31 protein-coding genes are annotated in these 21,206 nt (G+C 61.6%); 3 read left to right on the top strand and 28 right to left on the bottom strand.

Annotation, left to right across the window (positions count from 1 at the left end; all coding sequences use genetic code 11):
- Positions 1 to 437 precede the first annotated feature (437 nt).
- The gene (gene parM, locus ACREYQ_RS34425; protein WP_432263521.1) at positions 438 to 1,514 is read right to left on the bottom strand and encodes a plasmid segregation protein ParM domain-containing protein; all 1,077 of its coding nucleotides are present in this window, start codon (positions 1,512 to 1,514) and stop codon (positions 438 to 440) included.
- Between the two features lie 244 nt (positions 1,515 to 1,758).
- Between parM and ACREYQ_RS34420 the strand changes: the two genes are divergently transcribed.
- Both ACREYQ_RS34420 and ACREYQ_RS34415 read left to right on the top strand, forming a co-directional pair.
- Entirely contained in the window at positions 1,759 to 2,166 is a 408-nt protein-coding gene (locus ACREYQ_RS34420) for a hypothetical protein (protein ID WP_432263520.1), read from the top strand.
- Positions 2,127 to 2,618, top strand: coding sequence for a hypothetical protein (locus ACREYQ_RS34415; RefSeq protein ID WP_432263519.1), 492 nt, complete (start codon positions 2,127 to 2,129; stop codon positions 2,616 to 2,618). Before ACREYQ_RS34420 ends, ACREYQ_RS34415 begins: the two co-directional genes overlap by 40 nt.
- 339 nt (positions 2,619 to 2,957) lie before the next feature.
- Here the strand turns inward: ACREYQ_RS34415 and ACREYQ_RS34410 are convergent, their stop codons facing one another.
- The 4 genes from ACREYQ_RS34410 to ACREYQ_RS34395 form a co-directional block, all read right to left on the bottom strand.
- Positions 2,958 to 3,524: a hypothetical protein gene (locus ACREYQ_RS34410; protein ID WP_432263518.1), complete on the bottom strand. Its 567-nt coding sequence runs from the start codon at positions 3,522 to 3,524 to the stop codon at positions 2,958 to 2,960.
- Positions 3,525 to 3,534: 10 nt separating this feature from the next.
- Positions 3,535 to 4,980, bottom strand: coding sequence for a hypothetical protein (locus ACREYQ_RS34405; protein WP_432263517.1), 1,446 nt, complete (start codon positions 4,978 to 4,980; stop codon positions 3,535 to 3,537).
- Positions 4,981 to 5,378: 398 nt separating this feature from the next.
- Positions 5,379 to 6,365: a hypothetical protein gene (locus ACREYQ_RS34400; RefSeq protein WP_432263516.1), complete on the bottom strand. Its 987-nt coding sequence runs from the start codon at positions 6,363 to 6,365 to the stop codon at positions 5,379 to 5,381.
- 71 nt (positions 6,366 to 6,436) lie between these two features.
- Positions 6,437 to 8,470 (bottom strand): UvrD-helicase domain-containing protein, encoded by a 2,034-nt coding sequence (locus ACREYQ_RS34395; protein WP_432263515.1) that lies wholly within the window; start codon positions 8,468 to 8,470, stop codon positions 6,437 to 6,439.
- Between the two features lie 338 nt (positions 8,471 to 8,808).
- On the opposite strand from ACREYQ_RS34395, the gene ACREYQ_RS34390 reads away from it, so the two are divergent.
- On the top strand, positions 8,809 to 9,264 hold the full coding sequence (locus ACREYQ_RS34390; protein ID WP_432263514.1) for a DUF6884 domain-containing protein: 456 nt from the start codon (positions 8,809 to 8,811) through the stop codon (positions 9,262 to 9,264).
- Positions 9,265 to 9,593: 329 nt separating this feature from the next.
- Here the strand turns inward: ACREYQ_RS34390 and ACREYQ_RS34385 are convergent, their stop codons facing one another.
- The 23 genes from ACREYQ_RS34385 to ACREYQ_RS34275 all read right to left on the bottom strand — a co-directional run bounded on the left by ACREYQ_RS34385 (position 9,594) and on the right by ACREYQ_RS34275 (position 21,206).
- On the bottom strand, positions 9,594 to 9,965 hold the full coding sequence (locus tag ACREYQ_RS34385) for a hypothetical protein (protein WP_432263513.1): 372 nt from the start codon (positions 9,963 to 9,965) through the stop codon (positions 9,594 to 9,596).
- 70 nt (positions 9,966 to 10,035) lie between these two features.
- Positions 10,036 to 10,248 carry a hypothetical protein gene (locus ACREYQ_RS34380; protein WP_432263512.1) on the bottom strand — a complete coding sequence of 71 codons (213 nt, stop codon included), beginning with the start codon at positions 10,246 to 10,248 and terminating at the stop codon, positions 10,036 to 10,038.
- Between the two features lie 7 nt (positions 10,249 to 10,255).
- Complete coding sequence (locus tag ACREYQ_RS34375) at positions 10,256 to 11,536, bottom strand: DUF5131 family protein (protein WP_432263511.1); 1,281 nt, start codon at positions 11,534 to 11,536, stop codon at positions 10,256 to 10,258.
- Between the two features lie 110 nt (positions 11,537 to 11,646).
- Positions 11,647 to 12,129, bottom strand: a complete 483-nt coding sequence (locus ACREYQ_RS34370) for a DUF551 domain-containing protein (RefSeq protein WP_432263510.1) — start codon at positions 12,127 to 12,129, stop codon at positions 11,647 to 11,649.
- A gap of 41 nt (positions 12,130 to 12,170) precedes the next feature.
- Positions 12,171 to 12,587 carry a hypothetical protein gene (locus tag ACREYQ_RS34365; RefSeq protein WP_432263509.1) on the bottom strand — a complete coding sequence of 139 codons (417 nt, stop codon included), beginning with the start codon at positions 12,585 to 12,587 and terminating at the stop codon, positions 12,171 to 12,173.
- A complete protein-coding gene (locus tag ACREYQ_RS34360; RefSeq protein ID WP_432263508.1) occupies positions 12,587 to 13,087 on the bottom strand; it encodes a DUF3850 domain-containing protein in 501 nt (166 codons plus the stop codon). Before ACREYQ_RS34360 ends, ACREYQ_RS34365 begins: the two co-directional genes overlap by 1 nt.
- Positions 13,080 to 13,442, bottom strand: a complete 363-nt coding sequence (locus ACREYQ_RS34355) for a hypothetical protein (RefSeq protein WP_432263507.1) — start codon at positions 13,440 to 13,442, stop codon at positions 13,080 to 13,082. The genes ACREYQ_RS34360 and ACREYQ_RS34355 overlap by 8 nt, the downstream gene beginning before the upstream one ends.
- Before the next feature lie 529 nt (positions 13,443 to 13,971).
- On the bottom strand, positions 13,972 to 14,166 hold the full coding sequence (locus tag ACREYQ_RS34350) for a hypothetical protein (protein ID WP_432263506.1): 195 nt from the start codon (positions 14,164 to 14,166) through the stop codon (positions 13,972 to 13,974).
- Between the two features lie 447 nt (positions 14,167 to 14,613).
- Positions 14,614 to 15,009, bottom strand: a complete 396-nt coding sequence (locus ACREYQ_RS34345; protein ID WP_432263505.1) for a hypothetical protein — start codon at positions 15,007 to 15,009, stop codon at positions 14,614 to 14,616.
- Positions 15,010 to 15,715: 706 nt separating this feature from the next.
- Complete coding sequence (locus ACREYQ_RS34340) at positions 15,716 to 15,937, bottom strand: hypothetical protein (protein WP_432263504.1); 222 nt, start codon at positions 15,935 to 15,937, stop codon at positions 15,716 to 15,718.
- Positions 15,938 to 16,213: 276 nt separating this feature from the next.
- A complete protein-coding gene (locus ACREYQ_RS34335; RefSeq protein ID WP_432263503.1) occupies positions 16,214 to 16,462 on the bottom strand; it encodes a hypothetical protein in 249 nt (82 codons plus the stop codon).
- 9 nt (positions 16,463 to 16,471) lie between these two features.
- A complete protein-coding gene (locus ACREYQ_RS34330) occupies positions 16,472 to 16,813 on the bottom strand; it encodes a hypothetical protein (protein ID WP_432263502.1) in 342 nt (113 codons plus the stop codon).
- Between the two features lie 22 nt (positions 16,814 to 16,835).
- A complete protein-coding gene (locus ACREYQ_RS34325; protein ID WP_432263501.1) occupies positions 16,836 to 17,015 on the bottom strand; it encodes a hypothetical protein in 180 nt (59 codons plus the stop codon).
- A gap of 18 nt (positions 17,016 to 17,033) precedes the next feature.
- Positions 17,034 to 17,342 carry a hypothetical protein gene (locus tag ACREYQ_RS34320; RefSeq protein ID WP_432263500.1) on the bottom strand — a complete coding sequence of 103 codons (309 nt, stop codon included), beginning with the start codon at positions 17,340 to 17,342 and terminating at the stop codon, positions 17,034 to 17,036.
- Between the two features lie 45 nt (positions 17,343 to 17,387).
- The gene (locus tag ACREYQ_RS34315; RefSeq protein ID WP_432263499.1) at positions 17,388 to 17,843 is read right to left on the bottom strand and encodes a hypothetical protein; all 456 of its coding nucleotides are present in this window, start codon (positions 17,841 to 17,843) and stop codon (positions 17,388 to 17,390) included.
- Positions 17,844 to 17,859: 16 nt separating this feature from the next.
- Positions 17,860 to 18,162 carry a hypothetical protein gene (locus ACREYQ_RS34310; protein ID WP_432263498.1) on the bottom strand — a complete coding sequence of 101 codons (303 nt, stop codon included), beginning with the start codon at positions 18,160 to 18,162 and terminating at the stop codon, positions 17,860 to 17,862.
- Between the two features lie 17 nt (positions 18,163 to 18,179).
- Positions 18,180 to 18,323 (bottom strand): hypothetical protein, encoded by a 144-nt coding sequence (locus ACREYQ_RS34305; protein WP_432263497.1) that lies wholly within the window; start codon positions 18,321 to 18,323, stop codon positions 18,180 to 18,182.
- 93 nt (positions 18,324 to 18,416) lie between these two features.
- On the bottom strand, positions 18,417 to 18,632 hold the full coding sequence (locus tag ACREYQ_RS34300) for a hypothetical protein (RefSeq protein ID WP_432263496.1): 216 nt from the start codon (positions 18,630 to 18,632) through the stop codon (positions 18,417 to 18,419).
- 57 nt (positions 18,633 to 18,689) lie between these two features.
- The gene (locus tag ACREYQ_RS34295) at positions 18,690 to 18,905 is read right to left on the bottom strand and encodes a helix-turn-helix domain-containing protein (RefSeq protein ID WP_432263495.1); all 216 of its coding nucleotides are present in this window, start codon (positions 18,903 to 18,905) and stop codon (positions 18,690 to 18,692) included.
- A 72-nt stretch (positions 18,906 to 18,977) separates the two neighbouring features.
- Positions 18,978 to 19,175, bottom strand: coding sequence for a tyrosine-type recombinase/integrase (locus ACREYQ_RS34290; RefSeq protein ID WP_432263494.1), 198 nt, complete (start codon positions 19,173 to 19,175; stop codon positions 18,978 to 18,980).
- A gap of 161 nt (positions 19,176 to 19,336) precedes the next feature.
- Positions 19,337 to 19,693 (bottom strand): hypothetical protein, encoded by a 357-nt coding sequence (locus tag ACREYQ_RS34285; RefSeq protein ID WP_432263493.1) that lies wholly within the window; start codon positions 19,691 to 19,693, stop codon positions 19,337 to 19,339.
- Between the two features lie 81 nt (positions 19,694 to 19,774).
- Entirely contained in the window at positions 19,775 to 20,326 is a 552-nt protein-coding gene (locus ACREYQ_RS34280; RefSeq protein WP_432263492.1) for a hypothetical protein, read from the bottom strand.
- A gap of 391 nt (positions 20,327 to 20,717) precedes the next feature.
- Positions 20,718 to 21,206, bottom strand: a complete 489-nt coding sequence (locus tag ACREYQ_RS34275) for a hypothetical protein (protein ID WP_432263491.1) — start codon at positions 21,204 to 21,206, stop codon at positions 20,718 to 20,720.

Raw genomic sequence — 21,206 nt, 5'->3', positions numbered from 1 at the left:
GCTGCGCCGCGGAGCTGTTTCGGTGGATGCCGCATTCGGAGCAAAGGCGAATCGTGGAACCGCTGGATTCACTAGTTCTTGCTGCGTTGGCTGGCGGGGGGCCGCCTGCTGCGATAGACGGGGCTCCGCTGTTGTAGCGGGCGCGCCCGCCTGGGCTGGAGTACTGGCCATCCGAGGGACCTGCGTGTTCGCCACCAGGTTGGGCGCCGCAGCCTGTCGCGCTCCGTCCGTGAGCAGCCCGGCTTTGACCGCCTGAGCCAAACGATCGTCTTGCATTGCCTGGAGCGCGATGTCCGCCTTCGCCCCGAGCTTCAGAAGTCGGATCACCTCGGTACTCCGGCCTCCGCGCCGGCTAGCACCTACGGCCTCGAGGCATGCGAGCTCGGGGTGGTCTTCGGTGCTGATCGTGAAGTTAAGGCGAATATCTGCCACGGTCATCACCGTTGGTAGAGGCTGGCGTAGGCGGCCTTATACATCCCGCGCGCGTTGGCGAACTCGGGCTCGTCCGGGATCCAGATGCCTTCCGCCGGCACGCCTGGAAACACCTGCGCGCGGCGGCTAGCGAGCAAGCGGGCGCCACCGCCAACGAACAGCGTGCGGCCAAACATGCTGGCGTCCTTCAGGCGCTTCGAGACCTCGTGACCCACCTGCACAGCGAAGTCATCCAGTGCCTCCCCCACCATCTGACTGACGTCGTGCTTCTTCCCATAGAGCATGTAAGAGCCTGTTTCGATGGCGCGCTTGCGATAGGCGAACGGCACTTCTTCCTTCAGTTGGAACGCCTCGCGCAGACGACGATCGAGCTGATCGTAGAGATAGAGGGCGCCGACTTCAGCTGTCCCGGACTTCTCCGAGTAAAGACCGGCGCCGCCTTCGCGCACGACGGCGATATCGGTCGTCTTGCCGCCGACGTCCACAACCGCCACCGGATAATCCTCCGAGATCTCGCTAAATTCCGGATCTTCGTTGCCATCGAAGTCAAGTTGCGCGTCAAGGAACGCGGCCACGGCCTCGGAGATCACTGCGTGCTCGACCACGGTAGCGAGCGAAGGCAGGTCATCGGAGCCGACCGGGCGAGCGAGCGGTCGCAGCAGGCTGCTCTTTTTCGCTTCGATGAGCTCAATGTTCTTGCTACCCTGCCTATAGAACCGGTCGACCGGCAGGCCCGTGACGATGGAGACCTGCTGGCCAGCTACCCCGGCCTCTACCAATGCGTGCGCGACCAGGGCGCGGTTCACGCTCGAGGTCGGGTAGTCCGCCGACCGAGTGTCGACGGCCGGTGCGCCGACGTCATTGGCCGTGATGGTCACAAATTCGCCGTCGGCCGTTTCATAGACGTTGTCGGCAGCCTGGCTGTCGTTGAACTGCGCAGTAAGCAGCTTGCCCGCCCAGGCACGGGCCGGCATGACAAACGACCGACCTGGCCCGGCCACAACCTTGATGCCAAAGTGACCGTCATCCACACCAACCGGAAGCACGCCGCCGGCTACGTTATTGAATTGGTTGCTCGCCATGAGATTCCTCGATATCTAGTAGTGGGTGGCTGCAGCCCCTGCCGGGGGCCCTGCCCGCCATTGGCTGTAGAACAGCGCTCGTTATCGCGTCCCTCAGCCAGCAAAGCGCGCCGTAGCGCCTACGATGGCATACAAGCGCGTAACGAATACGGGTGCGATTTTGCCCCTATTTATTTCGTAGTGTCAATGCACATCGAAATATACTGTCACTTCAGTACGACTCCAGACTGCCGATATCACGTCTATGGAACTTCATTCTGCAAGCCCTGCCGCTTACGCCTACTTCGACCGCATCGAGGCCTTTGCCCAAGATCAGGCCGAAGCCATGTTCGAGGCCGCCGCGGCGGAGCGCCTTGGCGAGCTGCCCCATTCGACAGCCAGCCAACCGGCGGAGCCAGACGTCTGGTCCGAATTGACGCCAGCTAGGCCTTCGGTTGACTGGGCGTACCTGACAATCATCGGTGTCTCTTTCCTCATGGCAGGTGGTGTTGCCATAGCGTTCGCTCTTGCCCTGCCGACTTCGGGGGCTGCCGCGATCAGTATTTCCACCATCGCGGGCTGCAGCCTGGCTGTTGCATGGCCAAGCCCGGTTCTCGAAACTGAGAAGTCCAAATGCCCCAGCCCGTCTACTTCGCCCCGCTCACTGGGCTGACACTTGTTGTTGAACCGACGGAAGCCTTTCCGCATCCATCGGCGTTCGCGCAAACGCCCGTCGCCGCAATCGGTCTTCACCAGGCAGACGGAAATCCCATCGGATCCGTGACGGTGCTCTTCGGGGAGCGTGGGGATGACATATGGGTGGCGGTGTCCGGTCCGATTCTGTGCACGCGCGATGTGATGGACGCTTGGGAGAGGGCGGCCGCTCCGAACATGACCATACTGCTGTCCGACGGGCGCCCGGGGCGCGCTCTAGTCGAACGCCAGGTCGTGATGCCTCCCGAAATGGTGCTTCATCTTCGGGCGGCAATTGTCACGCTCGGTGGGGAAGTCGACCCGGACGCCGCGATTGCCGAGCATTGCTCACACGAGTCCGACGAAGGACGCTTAGCCGCCGGCCAGCTTTGGGTGTTTGAGGTAGATGAGCACCAAGCCACCGCAGAATAGCGCCGCCTGGATTTCGTTCAGTTTCGCCAGTGGTCCAACGCCCAAGGCGCCCACCAACGCCCCGCTGATCAGTAGAGCCGCGAGCGGGAACATCAGGCCCCCTTGCCCAGAGTGCTTTGCACGCATTGTTTCCCCGTTGCGTTCACCAATTTGTTGAAGCCGATCCTGGTGGCACCTGCACGCTCGTACCAGACAGCACCGCAGTGTTCACCACGTGCGTAGCGAGGAGGATATAGTCCTCCAGGCCAATCCCCAGTTTGTCCGCGCAAGTCCGAGCACGCTCGAGATCCGCTACGTGCATGCCGATGTCCAAACACTGCTTCTGGCTCTGTTGCATCCCTATGCTCCGCCTCGTTGGCGCTGAAATTCTTGCCTGACCGGCTCATCGGCGAGCGCCGGCTGAAGTGACGGCCCGAATGTGAAACGTCCGGGCGCGCAGTCCTGGGTTTGCTGGCGGCGGCCCCAACGCCTCTTGATCGCCTCGATATCCAGATCCGACCAGCGCTCTTCCCTGCCCAGCTCAATCAGGGCGCCGACGTCCGGAACCACCACCGTCGCACAGCCTTGCCTTAGCGCGGATCGAACGACATAGCCATTCGCTTCCGGTTCAATGTATGTGCCGGCTGGGGCTTGAAGGACGAAGCAGTGTCGCCCAGCAAGATCCGTGACCCATTCCACTTGGGGGCCAGTCAGAAAGCCAGTTTGGCCCCACCTAGCCGTGGCGCTCCGCACAAACCTTGCCTCTGTATCGTTCAAACGCCCCGCCTCCTCGATCCGACCAAGCGCAGCGAGTGCGGCTCGCATCCTCGCGCCGTGGTCAGCCTTCTCTTTCGCTTGCTGCTCGCGCTCCCGTTCGGCTTCGCGCATCTTCGCCGGGTCCAGGAGCGCCCTGAAATCAATGTCCACCGCAATCTCCTCAAGCACGCGGACGCGCGCCAAAGCCGAATCGCGCGCCCTTGGTTGGCTCGGCGGCTACTGCTTCACCGTCGGCGTTACTCTGCGGATCCGTGTTCTCCAAAAGGGTTTCGCAGGGCTCAGTTGGGGCAGCCGGAGCAACAACGCTGCCCTCATTTGCGCCGGAAGGCTCCACCAGGAACGCCAGGCGCGCCGACTCGGGCAAACCCAGCTTCACCCGGCGGTGCTCATATAGCGCCCAAATTCCGGCCTCCTCGGCCTGAATGGTCGGCATTCCTCCGGCGAGCAAACGCTCAACTGTGTCGAGCACGAAGTCACCTTCTGCGTCGGTCCACTTGGCGTCCATCGCAGAGCCAGCTTCCGGGTCTGGCGCTGCCGCCACCGGTAATGCCAACAACCCCGCGTTCTTGTCCGCGAGCCGCAGCTCTGGTCGGCCACCAGAATCACGCGAAAGGATTCCGTTGTTCCAAAGACCAAGGGAACGGTGCCGCGGCTCCGTCTGCTGGCGCTTACCCCTCGCTGCTAGGAGGCGCACTGATTCCTCAGGGAGCACTACCCAGAATTCGCGTTCGACCTGCCCGTTGGCCTCCGGGGACAGCCGGTCGGCCGAGATCTGCACCGTCGCGTAAAGTGCCTGGTCCGTGGCGCCGCCAAGCTCGCGCCTGAGTGCCGAAAGGTCCGGCCGGTCGACGTCCACCGTACCCAGCTCTTTGTGGAAGCCGCCGATGCCGACATTCACCTTCCGATAGCCCTGCTCTGCATGAGCTCGGTACCTGACCTCGATGAGTAGGGCCCGGTCGATACCGACCCACGGCGTGGAACTGCTGCCATGCGTGTCGGCAGACTGGTGCCGCGGCGCAAGTACCATCGCCGAGCCGCCGTGTACGGTGCGAATCTCGACAACCGCGTTGTTCTGCCCGGCCTGTCGGCTCGCCCGCGCCCATACTGCGCGGGAATAGGCCGTGCCGATAGGAAGGTCAGCTGGATACCCGATGAAGGCGCTTCCGGGGATGCCGCAGAGCTCGTCACCGCCCTCCCCGCCGCTGGACTTGTAGCCAGGAGGGGATGCATTGCCGCGGGTAACTACGCGGGCGTCGCAACCGGCCCGGCGCAACGAAGTCGACGCGGCCACCGCCTCTGACGGATCGAGATCGTCCGATTCGAAGTCAGGTGGCGCCTCAATCGCCTCGAGCCCATCACCCGACTCTTCTGGCTCGATCTGCTGCAGGTCAGTCCTCGGCGGCGAGCCGTCATCATGTTCGCGCGCTGCTGTGCGCTCCCCGGCCTGAACACCCTCCGCGTTACTCGGGGCGACAGGTGTGCGGGTGTTAAACGTGAAGCTTGGGCGCGCGGCGGCTGGCCGGCTATCCGGTTCGACCGATGTTGTCTGCGTGGGTGGTTGCGCGCTCGCCGGCGAGTGCTGCTCAGCCTGAGAGTTTTTTAGCATAGGGCTAAAGCGGAATCCCGAGCGCGCTGCGCCACTGCCTGAGCCGCCAGTGTGAGCCGGCGCTGCAGTAGCAGGGGCGGAGGCGACTCCAGCGTCCGGCCGGCGAGTCGCCTTCCCCTCCGTACCCATTTCTGCGAAGTCCGGTGTTCCCATTTCCGCGAGCCCAGCATCACTGAGTAGCTCTGGCGGCAGCTCGCCAGGCATCGACCGCAGATCCTTCCGAACCTTCATCAACCGCTCTTTGGCTTGCGCGCTCATTTTATGTCTTTCGCCTTACTATGCTACATCACATTATATAGTGCTATACTACATCGGTCATGACCCGAAGCCCGATGACCCCGGGCTTTCTTCTCTTAGGCGCCTTCGGGCGCCTCTTTTTTTTCCTGCCTCCCGCTTTCTTAGATGCCCCAGCCGCCCTCGCGCGCGCGCTCCCGGGCTCGGCTAATCACATCATCGGCTGCCTGTGTCGCGGCGTTGCCAGCCCACTCGCCCTCGTTCGGCGCCTGGTCAACGCGATAGATCTGGTCAGCGGTGAAGTTGATGTTGTTGGCAAACATGGCGCGCAGCATCGGATTGGTGCACACGTTCGTGGCGATCTGCCCGGCTTCTTCGGCGTTGCGCGCCATGACGCGCATGGTTGCACCAACGTCGGCATAGGCTTCGTGGGCACCATCCGCATCGAGCGCCGGAACCGGATTTGCAAACGGGACGATCGTCCGGAAGCGCTCCTCCGACCAGCCAGCAGTCACCGCTTCCACTGATGTCGATACGGCAAAGTGGTCGTCGGTAGGAAGCTCCAAGAAGCGATAGATCGTTTCGTCGCTGTCATCCCGCTCGGAGTCGGTGTCGGGATGCTCGTCATCTCGCCAGATGTCCACGCGGATGTTCTTGAGAGCGACCCCGACTTCAAACGGCTGGCAGCCAAAACCTTCCAGTGCTTGGCGGACCCCTTCTGCCGCGACCTCGCCCTCGCTGGCCAGCGCCTGCGCCATCACCGTCGGCGAGCTTGCAATAGCCTGAATCTGCCCCGCCACAGCCGGCGTCATGCCGTCGGTGAGCTGCGCTACCTCGTTGCCCGGGATCGGCTGGCGGGCCGCATGCAGGCCTGCACTTGCGTAGGCCTGCTGCCAGCGCTCGCCAAGGCTATGGGTAAGCATGGCTTTCACGGAATTGATCACAGCATCGTCGGCCTCGATGGTGGTGACGTCGCCGGGTTGCACTGCGACGCCATTGCGCATCAGCGAGAAGAAATAGGACGCTGGCACCAGTGCCGGGTCAATGTGGAACTTGCCGTTGACGTCCGTCGCGCCGAACGTGCCGGCGAGGATCTTGTTGGCCTGGGCGTGCATGCCGCCGGCGTTCTGCAAAATGGTGAGCGTAGTCACTTTGTCTTCCTAACAGGGGGTGAGTAGGGTGAACGAAAGATGGGTGCCTGCGTGACAGGCGCCCGGTGAAACTAGAAACGAGGCGGTGTAAGATGGATAAAGACATTGTTGGCGACTTCCATCGTCTCGCGGCGAGCCCGTTCGACTTCTGCACCAATGCGTTGGCGGACCGCCGCCGCGACCCTCGTATCAGCCTGGTCGCGCCGCTGCCGATGCCCTGGCAAATCAGCAATCCACGCCAGCGTCTCGCTGTTGAGCTGGCAGGCCTTCCTTGCGCGCGTGACGACAACGTAGAGCAGGTTGAGCTCCTGGTCGGTCCCGTCTTCGCGCATCACCAGCTGCCCATCAGCGCGGCCAAACTCCGCCATGGTCGCTTCCGCCTTTTCGAGAACGGCAAAGTCGTCGGCAATCTTGACCTGGTCCCATTCCAACCCTTTGGCCTTGTGGCCAGTCGCGACAACCAGGTCAGCGAACTTGTCGGTCTTCTCTTCGTTTTCGCGCAGTTCAGCGACGAGCTGCGGGATTTCGTCCCGATACTTGTCGACCAGCTCAACAAGGATCTTCACCTCCGGGTCCTTCGTTTCCTTGCCGTAATCCTCGAACTCCTCCCAGCTGGTGAAATGGTCTCGGATGAACGGCTCCTGGATATCGGTGCGCTGATTTGAGCGAAGGCGCCAAGCGTCCTCGAGGATGTGGACCTTGTAGCCCTCGATCCCTCCGACCCAATGCACGCCGCGGCCGCGCCGGGCGACCGCTTGCTTGATCAGCTCGGCATTAGTCCTGGAGAGCAGCGCATATGGAGCGCCCTCTCGCCACGGGGCATCGCTACCCAGGCCCTCAATCTCATTCGTTTCGCCTTTGAGCTCGGAAAGAATCAGGTTCGCTATGCGTGCCGTCTGCGGTCCGAAGCGCCAGGATTGGGTGAGCGGCAGTACCGTGGCTTCGTCCGGCAAACCCTCCATGGCGTTCGTCGCGCCGCGGAACGCGTAGATGGACTGGTGGCGATCGCCCAGATAAAGCAGCTTGGTACCAAACTCGCGTTGCATCTCGACCAGTTGGGCGGTGACGGGGTTTGCATCCTGCGCCTCGTCGAAAACCAGCAACTGGTACCCGAGGTTGGGTTTGCTCTCCACGAACATCTTCAGATAAGCGTCATGCGGAATAGTGATCTGGCCACTCTTGTCCTTCATGGCGCCCCATACGTGGCTGGCGTACCTGACACACTGTTCGATCGTATAGTCCTGGGCGTTCAGGTGCTTGCGGGCCTCATCGGCGTGTGCTGCAGACGGCTCGGCATCGCGGCTGGCGAAAAAGCTCGCCAGGATGCGCTGGGTGATGGCCGCCTCGCGGTACCGGACGTTGAGGCCGATCGTGGCCATGTCCTTGCGGATAGTCGCCGGCTTCCAGATATTCTCAACGCGCGATCGCTGATCCTGTGAGAGGACCGAGTACGCCAATGCGTGCGTAGTCATCGAAGTGACATGACGAGGAAACTTACCCTGCGCTGCCTTCGCATTGGCTCGGTTGAAAGCCAGGTACAGAGTACGCAGATGCGGTCGCGCCTCGGTATAGCCAACCGCGGTCGTGGTCTTGCCCGAGCCCGCCTTAGCTTCGGCGACGACGATATCAGCGTCGGCATCGATGATCGCTCTCTGCTGGCCGGTGAATTCGCGGACAGCCTGCGCGATTTGTCGAACCGGCGAGCCAAAGCTAAATCCCTTGGCTGGCGCGGCCGCGCTGGCGGGGGCAGTAGTGCCACGCGCCACTGGAGCGCCAAAGGATGCGGCGGTCCGGGTTTGCGGGGAAGCCTGCTGCGGCGCGTGGCCAGGCTGGGCGGGCGCCGCAGGGACGCGGGATGGACCAAAGCTGAACCGCGGCGGGGAAGTAGGAGCTGCTGGCCCCTGAGCCGGCTGGCGAGCCGCCGACGGCGCTGGTCTTGCCTCCTGGGCCACTTGTTCCCGGCTCGCCGTTACCGGATCGGCACTGGCCGGCGCGGCGGGCGGGCGCGCGAAAAAGCTGAACGAACGCGCCGGCGGAGACGGGTGTCGCTGCTCCCCTTCAGTGGTCGACGATGGCGATTTGACGGCGGGGAGAACGAACGGCATTGGATTGACTCCGGCTGGAACGGGCCTCAGCGGACTTCGGCGGATGCACCGCAAATCGGTGCCTGTTTCTTTTGTTTTAGCATGGTACTCGCAAATATGATTGAGACTCAAGTTGACCGGAGACGGGCAGCATTCAGCCACTTCGAACGACATTTGCGTTCGTCAGCTCGAAAGGCGGCTGTCCCCTCTCGCGCCAGAGGGGACAGCCCCACCCCATTCCAGTGCGGAAACTCGTTCAAAGTTTTTGATGAGTCGACAAGTACCCGTGTCTCGCGGGACCATTGCGCGGGTGTCGACAGTTTTGCCAACCTGGCGCTTGGTCCACAGCAAACCCGGTCATGCCCTTCTCTCTAGACAACCCGTCAGAGGCCAACATCCCCGATACGCTGGTTCTCATTGCCTGCTGCAGTCGCAAGCTGGAAAGCGCCGCACCCGCGCGAGATCTATACAAGGGCGCTCTGTTCAAGTTCTCGGCGGCGTACTGCCAACGGCACGGGTTCCGCTGGGCAATCCTGAGTGCGAAGCTCGGTCTTGTCGATCCTGGACAAGTGGTGGAGCCGTACGAGACGCGTTTGTCTGGGCGCCGCGCTGATCAGGCGCTCTGGGCTGAGCGGGTGTTTGACAGCTTGCTGCGCCGTCGATTCCCAAAGCGCGTGATCTTCCTCGCCGGGAGCGATTACAGGCGGGAACTGGCAGCACTCCTGGTAGCTGCGGGCGTGGAGTGCCACGCCCCACTCGCCGGCCTCGCGATCGGCCAGCAACTGGGCCGGATGAAGGCGCTCAACGCAAGATAGTCCGGCAACTCGGGGCACGAGGGGCCGCGAACTGGGGCCGTAGAATTTTGTGTGTATGAAATTCCACGGAGGTTGAAGAGGCCAATCGGAATGGCGCGCACGAGAGGTTTGTGGGAGACATCCGGCAGTAGCTTTCCAGGCTGGCATCGCGCGGCACAACCAGCGACACCTCCGTGGAAACCCATACGGCGTGCTTAAAGGCAGGACTCGCCTACCTGTGGAAGCGCGGTAAGGAAGGCACTGAGGTGGGGTATTCCTACTCCGAGCTGGGTCGTCGGAGCAGGCAAGCTAAAATTCAATGGCCCGGCCGCGGAAGTCCGCGGCGATGGTTACTTGACAGACCCGTCGGCGAGCTGTGGAACTTCCACCCGCAGCCCGTGGCTTACTACTGAGTTCAGGACACGCAGATTATCTGGCCACACCTCGGCAAGGCCGTCGGCATCCTTTTTGGCGACACCCTGCTTGCCGCAAACCTCGCCCACCCCGATAGTGAGCTTACCGCCGCTGTCGCGCGAGACGGATGCAGCGTATGCCATACAGACCGATCCATCGCTCTTCTGAATCGTTGGCAATGCCAATTCCACACTGTCGCCGACCGTCAGCCGGCGCACAGAGAGAAGCTGCTCGGGCATATCCGCCACAGCGGGGTTCGCCATGATGCCCGCACCAACGGCCACCGCGGCGAGGATCATTTTCCTCATATCTACTTCCCATCGGCTACCGGCCGGGCGGGGCACTAGGTGCCGGGTTGAAAACGAGTAAAGGCAAGAATCATTGCACCTTGTGTCCAGCGCGTTCACAAGTCACGACAAGTGCGTTGTGCACGCGGATAGGCATCGCTTCGCGCTGTGTCGGCTTGGTATTCGCAATAGCTGCATCAACGACGTCGGTGACCTGCTTGAGGGTTGCACCATTCAAACAAGCCGCGAACATAGGCTTAGTCTGATCAAAGAGGACGCGATCAGCATCCAACACGCCTGCCACGTAGAGCTCACGGTGCTCCCGTGGAAGCTCCTGGTACTTTTCCGGCGAGATCACCTGGCGGATGGCACTCGGCGCTTGCGCAAAAGAGGCCGGAACCGCAGAAAAGGACAGCAGTCCGCAGAGCGCTAGCTTCAGACGGGTTTGTGCGATGGTCATTACGTTGTTCCCAGATGTGAAGGTTCCCGGATCTCTCGTACCGGGTCGACGGTCCGCTCGGCATCGTCGGCTGCTTCGCGGCGTAACCACGTGATATCGGTCGTTTAACAGGCTTCCTTGACCCCGGCGGACTCCACCGGGAGTTGCAAGCGGGCATCCACCAGGCGTTTGGAGGGCGCGTCGGGGTATCCGTCGTATTGCTCGCCATCGAGTAGCCGCCCCGCGACTTTCTTGCCGGGACGGTGAACCATGGCCCAGCCGTCGGAACCGGTTGCACCCGAGGGGTATCTCGAGGCGTCGTATCCGCCCTGCACTGTCCGCCCGTCGCGCGCGATCGCCGCCGTCTCATCGGGCGGGCGTGCAGGCCGCTCTCGCCTCCGACAATGACCCAGTCGATCGTTCTGGGGGCCTGGTAGAATCTGTCGTCGTCATGCTCCTGCAGGGCATTGAATTTGTAACCGTCCAAGTCCCAGGGGCGACGAAGCAGGTCGTGCTCTTGCGGCACGGCTACATTGCGCAGATCCACCGGCCCGAGCAACGGTTCCATCGAGAGGAAGCGCAGCGCCGCTGGCGCGGCCAGCAGCTTCGGGATGTCGCGGTCTGCCTCTTCCTGGTTGCAGATGGTGGCGCCAACCCAGACGTTAGCCGGCGGGCTGCCACGGCGCCAGGCGTCGATCCACTCCCGCAACCCGCGGTCATCAGGGATGGCGCCGGCCCCGCTTCCGATGTATTCGCTGGCGTCCTGCAGGCGCTGGCCAAGGTTGCCGATGCGCTTCGAAAGCATCAGCCAATCGAGGTTCTCCGTACGGCGGACCAAGGCCAAGAAGTCCACTAGCCATTCGATCGGTACGGCATTGTCCAGCCAGTCGGCGAGACTCGCACAGAAGACGCGGCGCCGACGGCGGTGCTCGGCGTAGAACTTGCCGCCATCGCGGTTCCAGCGATCAGGCATCTTCCAGTTCTGTACGGAGGTGCGCCGACGCTCAGCCTTCGGGCCCCACACGACGCCCAGCGCGCGCGCCGGCGTTGATACCTCCGCGTAGCAATGGTCGCACGCTGGCGAAACCTTGGTACAGCCGATCCACGGATTAAATGTGGCATCGGTCCATTCGATCTTGCTGTTCTCGCTCATGGTTTCACTGTCTCATAGGGGTCATGGACGAATCGAGCAGCTCCGCCGTCGGCTCGGCGAGCAGCAGCACAAACCCAAGGCGGGCAGCCTCGGCGCGCAGCTCGGAAACGTCACGCATTGCCGACCTCCGCTGCAATGGCCTCGGCCGCCTTCACGCCGGCGCTGGTCCCCGCCGACAGCTTTGGCGGCTCAGAGGCAATGGGCGCTGCGGGCGGCCGCCGCGGCATCCAGTGCGTCACGTCCTCGATGCTGTGTTCTCCGTCCTCGGTTTCCCAGTAGTCCGGACTCCAGCCCTGGCGCCACCGCTTCGCCCCCGCGATGACCTTCCCATTGGTGATGTGGAGCCAAAGCGGCTCCCCTTCCTCCGGCATTGCGTCAGCGACTTGCGTCCAGCCGGACGGCGCCGGGCGCTCTAGCAGCGCAATTGCCTCGTCGACATCACGCTGCCGACAGCTCACGTCCTGATCGCGAGAGCCAACAGCGCCGTGCTGCGGACGGACCGATTTGAGGAGGGAGACCAGGTTCGGCCCGCCGGCCTGACGCACCAGGTCGGCGATAGTATTGCCCGTTGGGGTTTGCTCGGACGCGCCCATGATGGATTCGATTTGATCGTCAGTGTTGGGGATGAGCGGTGTCAGACCGCGCGGCTGCCATTCATACGGGCATCAAAGCATGCCGCCAGCCCGTCTGTCGTCTTCCGATCGACGCTCGCAATCTCCCTGCCGTACATTTCGCTCAGCTCTGTATTCGCCGGTAGCTTGCGTACGGCCTCGCGGATCAGGATCAGTTCACTCTCGGTGAAATCGATCGGCGCAGCGTGCTCAGCCACGCCGTGCTCCAGCATGTGCGCCAGGTGCCGAGCATAAGTGGATACCGCGCGCCAGTAGGCCGCCATCGGGCCCTTGCGGCGCTCCCAGGCCTTCTCCGCCTCGGTGTTTGCCTCCTCGCGCGGGCCACGGCAGACCTTGGCCACGGCGAGGCGCTGTAAGGTGGGCAGCGACAGCAGTTGGCGCCCGGCGGCCAACTTGAGGAGCGGATTGATGTAGCCCATCACGCCTCCCCTCGCTCTTCACCCAATGCGGCGACGCCGGCCTCACGCACTGCATTCTCGAACTTCCGCGCAGAAGGGATCATCCAACTGTGGACCTCATCCAGGGAAGACATGCCGCGCTGCTTCGCAAAAGCGAGCTTCAGCGGGTGGCTGGTCAGTTTGCGACGCTCGAGCTCCTCTGCGCAGATCCTGGCGAAGCAGCTTGGCAACGACACGCCGGCGCCGGGTTGGGTGCTTGCTGGTGCAAGCGAAAGGCAAACCCATCCCGGCAGGAGGCCGTATCCGCGCTGGACGTGCGAGACTGCTTTGATCACCTCCCGCCCGCTGTACTCAAGCGGCGCGCCGGCTTCCATCGCCTCACCGGAGTGCTTCGTCTCACGCAAGCGCAGTTGGTCACCTACCCGATACCCGCGATCATCCTTGCGCAGCTCGAATGTCTTCTGGCCGTCTAGGATCGCCTCGAATGCCGGCGTGTCGGTCTTCAGCTCGTGCTCACTCATGACGCCGGCCCTCCATCACACGGTATTCATAGTGGTACCCGCCACCGTCATGCGGCACGTACTTCACGTGGATTCCGTGCTCCTCGCCTTCCCTGGCGCAAAGACTCGCATGGAAAAAGCGGCCGAGCGCGTCTTTCCAGTCCTGCGGCAGCCAGGCGCGCACCATTGCCTCGGTGGCCAGCAAGGCCGCCCCGGACAGAATGGCGGCGGCGATCGCAGCTTTGAATTCCCGGCTCTGCGCAAGTGCAGATTGCGCTGTTTCGACCGGGGTCAATCCCGGATACGGCCAGCCTTCGAAGCGGGCAGCGTCCAGCCGCGGCGCCGATTGAACCAGCAGCAGGTCGACCTGGTGCATCATGCAGCCCCCTTAGAAGCGCGCGGGGAACGCATGGCTGCTTGTCGCGCCAATACCCGACCCGCTGCTGCTGCTGCGCTGGACACGATGGGTTTGCCAGTTCTCTGATTTCCGACTTACATGTCTACCTCGCAATAATTATCACGAGACCAGAATACAAACCGGCCAAGGAACCGCGCAAGTCTGCGCCGCCGCACGCTGGCAAGGCGGCCGTGATGCGTTCATTGCGGCGTCGGTCGGGGCCGTGGCTGTGAACGGGGAGTTGGTAGCACCTCGATGTACTGTGCAACGACGTATAGGTAGAACGCCGGTCCGTTGGCCTGCTGTCCCTCGGGTGTAATGGGCTCTACCCGCTGGCGTTAGGGCACAGCATGCGCCAAGTGCCTCTCCCGCGCCTTACAGGCCAGCCGGCAGCTTTTCACGCGGACCGGAGGAGCTGTCGATGCTGAGGATCTTTCGTCCTCGCACGCAGGTCTCGTCGGTGTATTTCCCCTCGTGCCAACGGCCAGCGCATTCCTGTCTTCCGGCCTCACGCCACCTTGGGACTGGCCTTGCCAGCCTTCACCAGTCGTCGGAGCAATGTTCTCGCCAGCGGCTCAACGCTGCTACCACAGAGGGACGTCATTTCCATACCACCGGCATCCGTCATGACTGTCACAACGCCATCGATCTCATGCATCTCTGCTACGTAGCGACGGCCGTCCACTTCGACTTCGATTTCCACAATCTCTTCCTATGCGATTTTGCTGGTGCCGTTGAGAACTTCCGACAATGTCCAGCACGTGGCCAGCGCGCACTCTCAGCGTGCGCCCAACCAGCTCAATCAACCCCCAGCCGGCCGGCAGCTCATTGGCCGCAATCAACCCTTCGGGTGTGAGAAAGTAGCGGAACCTACCGAGGCCCTGTGCCGAATCCACGCGATGGGGCTTGCGTGCGTCAGCGAGGAAGTCGGCCCGCGATACCTTGACCTCCACCAGCACAGAATGCTGCTCCATGCCGACGCTGCGAAAGCCGATTGCATCGGGGATTTCGCCGTTGTCCGCGGCGGAGCACTCGCTGACTGCGACATTGCAGCCTGGACCGGCTTTGCTCTCCGGCCGCCGTAACCACTTGACCGCCAGGCTGCATAGATCCGCGTGCGTCATCGTCACAGTGCGCTCCCTTATCCGTCCTAGTCTCGCTTATCCGCCAGCAGGCACGGGTTGAAGGCTGATTTCCCCGCGCTGACCGCCCCGAAAATAAGCGTTTGCCCAACGTCGCCCTTGTGGAATGAAAACTTGAACGGCTCCGAAGCACTAGGCTCCCAAGCTGGAACGCCAGCAGCTACGCATTCCTGGATCGAAGCTCTCAAGGCTGATGTGGCTACCACCGGAAACGAGAGGTCAGTGGGAACGCACCCGAAGTTGGAGGTACTGTCTTTGATTGCTTCAATGAACGCCAGGGCCTCAGCTTCGTCCGCAAAAGTCATCGCGTCATCGAATGCGCCGATCATGCTCGAAAACAGCGCTTGGTCGAATGCGTGATACAGCAGAGTTCCCTGTGCGGCTGAGTGGATGATGACTCGCATTTCCCTGTTGCCCTCTTCTCTGTCCGGTTGCCGCCCGGTAAGCGGGGCGCAGATCGCGCCTGGCGCTATTCCGTGGTCTCACTACTCATCGAAGGACGGGCAATCGTCCACATACCGATGCAAACTCTTCTCGCCCAAGTCCAAGCAAACTGCGCAGCGATACAAAGGACGGTTCAAGTCATAAGCGTCGTCCGCGAGGTCACTGCAACGCGTTTGATCCAGTGGTGCGGCTAGCGCGTTATCCCATCGTGTTTCCATAAATTTTTCCTATTCGACACAACCGTCAGCATTAATTACCGGTAGGCGTGTCGCTCCTTCCGGGAGTCCCCATTCGCCGACACTCCGATCAGGATACTTATCCCGAATCCACTCCAGCAACTCGTCCCGGCTAAAGCGATAGCGTTCATCGTAGACAAATTCGGATCTTCTACTTGACCATAACCCGGATGTGTCTTGCAGCGTTGGGTCAAGGTACACCGGGCCGGACTCTCGATGCTCCAACAGCCACGCGTGAGCAACAATATCGTAGCCCGGAGGTGTCACGAAGCCGAGCACGTACTCGAAACGGCATTTTTCCGCCAGACCTATGACAGCGATGGCGCAGTTCTCATAGCAACGGCCAGTGAGCACTGGATTCGCCTCTTTCAGGTCCCAAATTAGATCGGGCGCAGCGAGTTCTAGTCTGATTCCCATGAGCGCCCTTGCCTCAAGCCTGCCGAAAAATCGTCGGCCCACCGACCAGGCCCACCTCAATCAGTTCCGTCCGCCCGTAGTTCCTGGTGGACCTGCGGACTTCGTACCCGTCTTCTTCCTTGCGCAGCCGAGCAATATGCTCCGACACAGGAGCCACTTCGTTACGCACGGCAGCGAGATCCCGCATCACCAGGTCGCCGCGCAGCGACTGTAAGCATTCGCGTAGCGTTGCCATAGCTTCATCTCCGATTCAAAACGTTAGCGGCTGTTGATGACTTGATACCGAATGGCGGCTAAGCACACCAGAACAACCGAAGTGGCGCACAAGACCCAGTGTTGGGCATAGACGCGCGCCTCAACCAGCGTTCGCATGGCCTTGTCGCTCAAGCGAGAAAGGTCGGACAGGCCAACGGAACTCATTAGGGTGCAGACCGCAAACGCGAAGCCTGGAAAAAGAGAGCCGGATACGATGAACAGGTGCCAATTGCGCACTCTTCCTGTCTGTGGCGGATCAGGCAACGACCGTCAGGCCAAGGCTCCTGGCCAGCGCCTTGGCTTCCTCGGGGGTATCGCAACAATCGATCCAGAAGTCCTGCCTGGCTGCCACAGCAATGGCATAGGCAGGAACGTCGGAACCACAGTCGTTCTGCCGACCGATCACAACATCAGTTCCGGCCGAAAGGTACTCTGCCATTTCTACACGACATTCCGGATGAACCTGTGCCACGTGCGCGGCCTGTGCTGGGGTGAGTGTTCGCATGGGATTTCCCTATCGGGCAGAACCGCTCTTAGTTTGGCTGCACTTACCCTGGTCCTCACTCAACGAGGGGGCGCGAGGCGCGGCCTTCATCGCTTCAACAATCCCATGTGCCCATTTCGCGCCGTAGTCGACCGAACCCATCGCATAACGCTCGGCGCGGACCACCTCGTCCCTTGACGGAACGCGCAATCCCAGCTTGCTTGCTTGGTGAACGGACTCGCGGAAAACGGCATCGCATTCCGCGTCCATCCATTCCTCGACGCGGCGCCCCTTGCGCTTGGCCGCCTCATTTTGGAAGGCGTTGTAAATGCTGCGGGCCGGTTCCCGCTTCGGCTCGAATACGTCATGCATAACTTGGAACCTCTTCGTCGTCTCAAACATTCCCGTTGGTAACGAAGTCCATGAAGAACTCGAACCACAGCCCTTCTTGGCCATCTGGCAGGCTTACCGGATATTGATCCGGCTTCTCAACCACGCGCGCGCGGTAAGCTTGCTCAAATCGATCCACATCGCTGCGCAACTCTGCCATGAAGGCATCAAGGGTGAGTGCCATGCTATTCCGGTCTGCCGGCTAGACAAAATTCTCGGGCGTGAACGGTGCTGTAGTTCCGGACTGGAAGCAGTGAATCTCGTGCAAGTGCCCGGCGCGGAATCGCAGCTCGTAGATTGCAGCGCCGGCGCTGATAGCGATGGTGTGTCCAAACGAAATGTCGCCCAGTGGCTGATCGTAGTCGCTGCTCGTCCGCATCAACCGGCCGGCCTGGCTCACCTCGTAGTCCGCCATGTCCATTTCGTAGCGGAGGTCTTTCGTTTGATAGTCCGGCCCCTCTGTGCCATCTGGCATCCGATAAGGGAACCTGACGTTGTCGTACATGCTCATGGGCGTCTACCTTCCTTCGTGCCGGCGCGGGCCGGCTTTTCCGGTCTACTTAGTTGCTGCGATGTATTCGCCGTTTTCCCGCTGGAGACCGAATACCGGATATCCATTTCGCTCCTGCCGAACGACCTTCCACGTTTCCACCGTAGGTGAACCATCCGGACCGTAGACATCAACCACTACCTGAGTGGTTTGCGGGCCGATGACCACGCATTGATTCCCGCTCACGGGATGGCCCCCCATCCACCAGAGATGAGTCGAAGGCGGCGCCGGATCGGTCAAGCAGCTGTCACGACCGCTGACGGGCGTGGCCTTCCCGCCGATTTCGAGACGGTAGCCTTGTGGGATGACTGTTGTGTAGCTGGGCGATCCTGCGGCCTTGTATGCAGCCGCACCGAGATCAGCGAGCACACCTGCATGTGCGACACCAGTCATCAGCAATAAGGCTGCACCACCCAGCAGCGTCACCTTATGCTGCCGAACGATCTCATTCAGGGATGTCATGTTCTTTTCCTGTCTGTTAGGTTCGATGGCCACTGGCGTCAAAGCCTTGCTTCTCAGCCTCTGCCAGGGCCTGCAGGCCTGCGGCATCGATGTACCAGCGACCATAGTTTTCGTAGGCCATCCGGTGGATGCGAAGCGATTCGAGAACCCGCTTGGAACGAGCGTCAGGCGTACGCGTCGGCCATTCCGGGTTGACCATGTTCAACACATAGATTTGAGCGCTGCCCAACCGCACTACCTTCTCCGCGCGGCCAGCCACGGCAATAGTCACCGTCAGCTTGGTGGCGCTCTTGGTGCGCATTGCTTTGCGTGTTGCCATGGTCGCTTCCCCCGGAATCAGCGGTCACTGGCAGCGGCACCGCGCGATGCCGCGTCCTTTCGTGCCAGTTCCGCATGGCGCAGCATTTGAGCCATTGTCGCTTGCCCTGTCGCCCACAGGCGCCCAAGGCGTGCAAGTTCTTTCTGTTCCTTGTTCGTCATCAGCTCTGCCCCTTCGCCCTTGTTCCTCGGTTACGTCAGGTTGACGCCAATCAACTTGCGCAGATCGGCCTGGACCTGCTGAGTGCCTTTTTCCTAAACGGAGGTGTGAGCTTGCTCCGCTTCGCTCTCAAAAATGCGCACACCGGTATCGGCATGCTCGACCCATACGCGCCAGCCGTTCTTTGCAACCTTCGATGCATCGGCGAGGGCACCCGCTCGCGTGCGAGGGTTGTCCGCGTCGCTCCTTACCTTGGTGAACATCGCGGGATTACCGGCAACGTACTTCAGATTCCAGATTCGTTTGCTCATCGCGATGTGACCGTGCTCTGTGAACATGGCTCGATTATATATCCCCATTGGGGATAGTCAAGCCTGCTTCTTTGCCCACTCCAAGATTTCGTCAATATAGGCCCGACCCATGCCCGGAAGAGTCCGGAAGTCCGGTGACTCGCTCGGCAAGAGCCACTTGTCCAGTGTCCGCCTGGCTACGCTGATGCGCTTCGCGAAGTCATTGCGGGTCATACCAAGCTGCTCCATTGCTTCGCGCAAGAAGTCCTGCTGCGGCAGCTCAGAAAGTCTCATTTTGGTTGCCATCTATCCAATTTATATCGGCCACAATCATCGATTCCTATATATCCCCATCGGGGATAAAGGTCAAGGCACCAAGGCATCGCCGTTAGCGGAGACCGCATCAAGCATCTCTCGCCGCGAAACTTCCAGATACGGCGCCACATGGTCCAGATGAGCGCGCCCAAGCAGTAGCTGGACGGTCTTGATCGAATGCCCCTGCTCCAGCAGCCGGCTGGCAAACGTCCGTCGGCCAGAGTGGCTGCTGAAGCCTCTGACACCCACGCAAACCCGGCGGACAGATTTGGGCGTGATGCGTGTAGCCTCCTCACTACTCGGGTTCGAATGGACCCGCGCAAATCATGTGCGTCTTATGGGCACGCAAACCCGACAGGACTAGCTCGCCGGGCGGCGTGCAGGGCCAGGAATCCGCCGCCCAGCTCCCCTCAGGCGTCGACCGGATGCGCATCAAGCAGCGGGAGCGAGCCAACGAAGCTCCTCACCGAAGCAAACGCTTCCTTGCCAAGAATCGGCTCCAGCCAGGTTTGTGCCTGGACCAAGCCGTACTTACGGCAGGCGACCAGCCGCAGCTCCGGCGTGGCGCCGATGAAGTAAGGGATCAAAGCTGCCTCGGAATCCCCGGTCTCAATGTCGTGTTGCTCGATCCAGTCTTCTCCCTCACAGAGCTTGCCGAGCGCAACCGCCAACTCGTCGAGCCCGTCTTGGTGGTAGCCACCACTGCACCAGAACGGAATGTCCAGCAGGAGATTCTGGTCGGCCTCGAAGGCGATAGCATCCCCCACCAGCTCCTCGAAACTTCTTCTTTGCTCCGATCATCGGCTACCGGCCGTGCGGGGCGCTCGGGCGCCTAGTGCGTTTCCGGCCTATTGCTTCGTATGGAAATCGCAGTCAGGTACGGGCGAAGCGTTTACCCACGCAGGGCCGCTTTTGTCCGCTGCGACACGCTTCTGGAGCACGACCTTGCAAGTCGCGCCTGCGGGCGGGGCTTCCACCATTACTGCAACGGTTCCGTCCTTTTGGGGGATCGGATCATGCACGAGGAGCAGCATGCCGGCGGCTTCCAAGCGGGCCGTCTCCTTCTTCTCCAACCACTCCTTTGCCTCTTTCTTGGAAGAGAACACTGGATCGGTGCTACGAGCCATAGAAATCCACTTTCCCGGACTGCCGGGCGAGGCCTCGAAATTCTCTTTGACCCATGAGAGCGGCACCGTGAAATTGCGGCGCGAGACATCCTTCCCATTCCGCAACTCGCAATCGACGCGCGCCCTGCTTCCCTTCCTAGCCTCAGCAATACAGATACGGTCGGTGCCTTTGATCGCCGCCTTCATCTCAGCGAGCTGGTCGCCGTCTGCAAACGCTACGGTCGGTGCAATGGCGCATGCCAGCAGGGCACTCGCGACAAACGTGGTTTTCACTCGATATCCTTCTTCTTCGTTTCGGGCTACTGGCCCGGCGGCTCGCTTTGCGGAAGGCACTTGATGCGAGCGGAAGCCTCATAGCACAGGCTCACCCGCCCGGACTGCGTATCGACCATCCAGACTCGATCCTCCTGCGTCGTCGATCCGTGGGTCGCCGTTGCCTGTTTTCACCGTCGCTCTATCCAATCTATATCGTCTCGATTTCGCCGATCTGTATATCCCCGCCGGGGATAAAGGTCAAGCTGGACGGAATCCCCTTGCGCCAGAAGCCGGCTGGCGAACGTTCGACGGCCAGAGTTACTGCTTATGGCCCGCGCAAAGGCCAGCCGCGCGGTACACCGGGTGGATTTTCCCTATGCCTCGCTCGCAATCGGTGGGCGTGCATAGTCTAGGCGTTCGCCTGGCGCTCGCGCTCGTTGGCGTATCTAAACCGGCCGACGCTTTCGCTCTCAACTTCCTTCCCCTGAATCGGTGGGTGGCAGTCGACGCCGAGGTCATTGCTGTCGAGCAGCTTCTCGTACTGGAGGGTGATCACCTTCGTTTGGTGCATCTCGAGAAAGGCCCCATATACAGCCGGGCTCATGTGTTTGGGCGCCTGGCGGCTTGTGTAGAAATAGGCAAGCTCCCGCACGTGCCTAGCCAGGTCCGGCTCTACATCCCGCCAGTTCACCAGGTCGTAGCGGCCTCGGTACGTCGCCCCGTTCGCCCACTCGATGGCAAACTTGCATTTATCGTAGCCGCCGTCTCGGGCGACAGACTCAGACCAGCGCCGCAGGACTGCGGCGGCCTGCGCCCAGGACGACACCCGCTCGGTGATGCCGTCGACAGGCGCGCCTTCGACGCGGGTGATAGAAATGGAGGTTACTCGGCTGCGCAT

The organism is Cupriavidus sp. TMH.W2 (genome assembly GCF_050847365.1).
Lineage (GTDB): Bacteria > Pseudomonadota > Gammaproteobacteria > Burkholderiales > Burkholderiaceae > Cupriavidus.
This window is presented reverse-complemented; position numbering and strand designations above follow the sequence as displayed.